The sequence below is a fragment of the Actinoallomurus acaciae genome (assembly GCF_042429965.1).
Classification (GTDB): Bacteria; Actinomycetota; Actinomycetes; order Streptosporangiales; family Streptosporangiaceae; genus Actinoallomurus; species Actinoallomurus acaciae.
Map to the genome: position 1 here is coordinate 1 of NZ_JBHLZP010000703.1, position 3,467 is coordinate 3,467.

Consider the following 3,467-nt stretch of genomic DNA (forward strand, 5'->3'; position numbering starts at 1 on the left):
GCAGCACGCGCGGCGTCATGAAGGCGCCGCGCGCGGGGTCGCCGTCCACCGGAGCCGCGCCACGGGGATCGCCGATGACGACCTCGGCGTTCGCCCGCAGCGCCTCGACGGCCTTGCCCACCTCGTCGCGCTGGCCGAGGCTCGCGAGCGCGCCCATCCGTACGCCGGGGTTGCGCGGGTCGCCGACCGTGACCTTCGCCAATCGTGCGGCGAGTGCCTCGATCACCCGGTCGGCCGCCGCCGCGGGCACGAGCACGCGGCGGATGGCCGTGCACTTCTGGCCCGCCTTGACCGTCATCTCGGTGGCGACGCCCCGGACGAACAGGTCGAACTCCGGGTCCTCCGGCCGTACGTCGGGCCCGAGGATCGAGCAGTTGAGGGAGTCAGCCTCGACCCCGAGGACCACGCCGCCGTCCAGCACGTTGGGGTGGCGGCGCAGCACGCCCGCGGTGTGCGCGGAGCCGGTGAAGGCGACGGAGTCCTGGACCGTCAGCTCGCCGAGCAGGCCGCCCGCCCCACCGGCGATGAGCTGGAGCGCGCCTTCGGGCAGGATGCGCGACTCGATGATCCGCCGGACGGTGAGCTCGGTGAGGTACGCGGTCTGGCTCGCGGGCTTGACGATCGAGGGCAGCCCGGCGAGGAACGCCGGGGCCAGCTTCTCGAGCATCCCCCAGACCGGGAAGTTGAAGGCGTTGATCTGGACCGCGACACCCGGCCGGGACGTGTAGACGTGCTGGCCGACGAACGTACCGCCCTTGCTCAGGCGCTCGAGGCCGCCGTCGAGGACGACCGTGTCGTTCGGCAGCTCGCGCACCCCTTTGCTCGCGTAGCCGAACAGGGTGCCGACGCCGCCGTCGACGTCGATCGCGGTGTCCGCCGCGGTGGCGCCGGTCCGCACCGACAGCGCGTACAGCTCCTCCTTGCCGGCCATCAGGTGCTTGGCCAGCGCCTTGAGCAGGGCGGCCCGTTCGTGGAAGGTCAGGGAGCGCAGCGCGGGGCCGCCGGTCTCCCGCGCGTGCCGGACCATCGCGGAGACGTCCAGGCCCCGGCTGGAGACGCGCGCGACCTCCTCGCCCGTCGCGGCGTCGAGCAGAGGTGCCCCGTCGTCCGCCGCCCGGAACCAACGTCCGGCGGCATAGCTCTCCAGCAGCGCGCTCACACTATCTCCTCTCCGGGACGGGACCTGGTGGCCTTCGTGCACCGCGACCGGTTGCGCGGACGGCCCCGGCCGTGCGACCTTATTACTGACCGAGCGATAAGTAAATAATCTCGGAGGGAAGATGACGACGACCCCCACGGAGCGGGATCCGGAGGGGCGGCTGCAGGCCGGGTTCGACGCGACCATCGCACGCCACGACCGCATCGAGCCCCGGGACTGGATGCCGGAGGCCTACCGCAGGACGCTCGTACGCCAGATCGCCCAGCACGCCCACTCGGAGATCATCGGCATGCAGCCCGAGGGCAACTGGATCGGACGCGCCCCGTCGCTGCGCCGCAAGGCGATCCTCCTGGCCAAGGTGCAGGACGAGGCCGGGCACGGCCTCTACCTCTACTCGGCGTGCGAGACCCTCGGCGTCTCCCGCGCGGAGCTGACCGACCTGCTCCTCACCGGCCGGCAGAAGTACTCCTCGATCTTCAACTACCCGACGCTCTCCTACGCCGACGTCGGCACGATCGGCTGGCTCGTCGACGGAGCGGCGATCTGCAACCAGGTGCCGCTGTGCCGCACCTCCTACGGGCCGTACGGCCGGGCCATGATCCGTATCTGCAAGGAGGAGTCCTTCCACCAGCGGCAGGGCTACGAGCTGCTCATGACGATGATGCGCGGCACGGACGCGCAGCGCGCCATGGTCCAGGAGTCGGTCGACCGGTTCTGGTGGCCGAGCCTGATGATGTTCGGCCCGCCGGACGGGGAGTCGCCCAACAGCGCGCGGTCGATGGCCTGGGGGGTGAAGCGCAACTCCAACGACGAGCTGCGGCAGAAGTTCGTCGACATGACCGTCCCGCAGGCGGAGGCGCTCGGCGTGACCCTGCCCGACCCCGCCCTGCGCTGGAACGAGGAGCGCGGCCACCACGACTTCGGCGAGCCGGACTGGGCGGAGCTCACCGCGGTCATCGGCGGGAACGGGCCGTGCAACGCGCAGCGACTGGCGCACCGCCGCGCCGCGCACGAGGACGGCGCCTGGGTGCGCGAGGCCGCGTCGGCGTTCGCGGAGCGCTCCGAGGCGGGTGCCCGATGAGCGGCGACCGGCGGGAGTGGCCGCTCTATGAGGTGTTCGTCCGCGGCAAGCGCGGGCTCAACCACGTGCACGTCGGATCGCTGCACGCCCCGGACGACGCGATGGCCCTGCGGCACGCGCGCGACGTCTACACCCGGCGCAACGAGGGCGTGAGCATCTGGGTCGTACGGGCCGACGCGATCACCGCGTCCAGCCCGGACGAGAAGGACCCGCTGTTCGCGCCCAACGGCGACAAGGTCTACCGCCACCCGACGTTCTATGAGATCCCCGACAACGTGCCGCACATGTGAGGGCAGCCCACCATGACCGATGACCACGGCAGCATCTTCGACGGTCTGATCGGCGGCGACTCCTCGCAGTGGGCCTTCGGCACCGACTTCGAGGATCCGCTGGCGGGCGTGGACACGACGGTGCCGGACGGCGTCGACCACGCCGACCTCGCCGCCTACTGCCTCATGCTCGGCGACGACGCCCTGATCATGTCGCAGCGCCTGTCGGAATGGTGCAGCCGCGCGCCCGACCTCGAAGAGGACATCGCACTGGCGAACATGGCCCTCGACCTCCTCGGCCAGGCACGCCTCCTGCTGGCGCGGGCGGCCGCCGCGGACCCCGGCGTCGTGCCCGTCCTGCCCGAGGGCTCGCCGGTGCCCGCGGAGGACGCGCTCGCCTTCTTCCGCGAGGACGGGCGGTTCCGCAACGTGCGCCTCGCCGAGGTGGCGAACGGCGACTTCGCGCACGTCGTCGTCCGCCTGCTGCTGTTCTCGGCGGCCCGCCTCGCGCTGCTGGAACGACTCCGCGGGAGCGATGACAAGGTGCTGGCCGCGGTGGCGGCCAAGGGCGTCAAAGAGGTCGCGTACCACCGGGACTGGGCGGGCCGCTGGTTTCTCACCCTCGCGCAGGGCACCGACGAGTCGCACCGCAGGCTCGTCACGGCCCTGGACGCCCTGTGGCCCTTCCAGGACGAACTGGTCTCCACACACCCCCTCGAACGCGCGCTCGCGCGGGCGGGCGTCGGCGTCGACCCCGCCTCCACCCGCGACGAGGTGGACGCCGTCCTCGACCAGGTGTTCGCCGTGAGCGGCGTCGACCGCCCGGACCGCGCGCCGCTCGCCGGAGTCGGCGGGCGAACCGGTCGGCACGGGACGCACACCGAGGCCCTCAGCCGGCTGCTCGCCGAGATGCAGGTGGTCGCGCGCGCACACCCGAGCGGGCGCTGGTGAGCGCCCG

General features: G+C 72.3%; 4 protein-coding genes. 3 read left to right on the forward strand and 1 reads right to left on the reverse strand.

Features of this window, described 5'->3' with window-relative positions; translation table 11 throughout:
• The coding region (locus ACFFNX_RS45350) for a 3,4-dehydroadipyl-CoA semialdehyde dehydrogenase (RefSeq protein ID WP_378212500.1) at positions 1 to 1,159 on the reverse strand (1,159 nt) is incomplete at its 3' end.
• Between the two features lie 121 nt (positions 1,160 to 1,280).
• Here ACFFNX_RS45350 and paaA point away from each other — a divergent pair.
• From paaA to paaC, 3 genes are read left to right on the forward strand one after another with little or no spacing between them, the layout of a single operon-like run.
• Positions 1,281 to 2,240: a 1,2-phenylacetyl-CoA epoxidase subunit PaaA gene (gene paaA, locus ACFFNX_RS45355; protein ID WP_378212501.1), complete on the forward strand. Its 960-nt coding sequence runs from the start codon at positions 1,281 to 1,283 to the stop codon at positions 2,238 to 2,240.
• Positions 2,237 to 2,530, forward strand: coding sequence for a 1,2-phenylacetyl-CoA epoxidase subunit PaaB (gene paaB / locus ACFFNX_RS45360; RefSeq protein ID WP_378212502.1), 294 nt, complete (start codon positions 2,237 to 2,239; stop codon positions 2,528 to 2,530). Before paaA ends, paaB begins: the two co-directional genes overlap by 4 nt.
• A 12-nt stretch (positions 2,531 to 2,542) precedes the next feature.
• A complete protein-coding gene (gene paaC, locus ACFFNX_RS45365; RefSeq protein ID WP_378212504.1) occupies positions 2,543 to 3,460 on the forward strand; it encodes a 1,2-phenylacetyl-CoA epoxidase subunit PaaC in 918 nt (305 codons plus the stop codon).
• Positions 3,461 to 3,467 lie beyond the last annotated feature (7 nt).

What these genes read in the sequence shown, in the direction of transcription:
- paaA (WP_378212501.1), top strand. Translation starts at nt 1,281, where the DNA reads ATGACGACGACCCCCACGGAGCGGGATCCGGAGGGGCGGCTGCAGGCC.
- paaC (WP_378212504.1), top strand. Translation starts at nt 2,543, where the DNA reads ATGACCGATGACCACGGCAGCATCTTCGACGGTCTGATCGGCGGCGAC.
- paaB (WP_378212502.1), top strand. Translation starts at nt 2,237, where the DNA reads ATGAGCGGCGACCGGCGGGAGTGGCCGCTCTATGAGGTGTTCGTCCGC.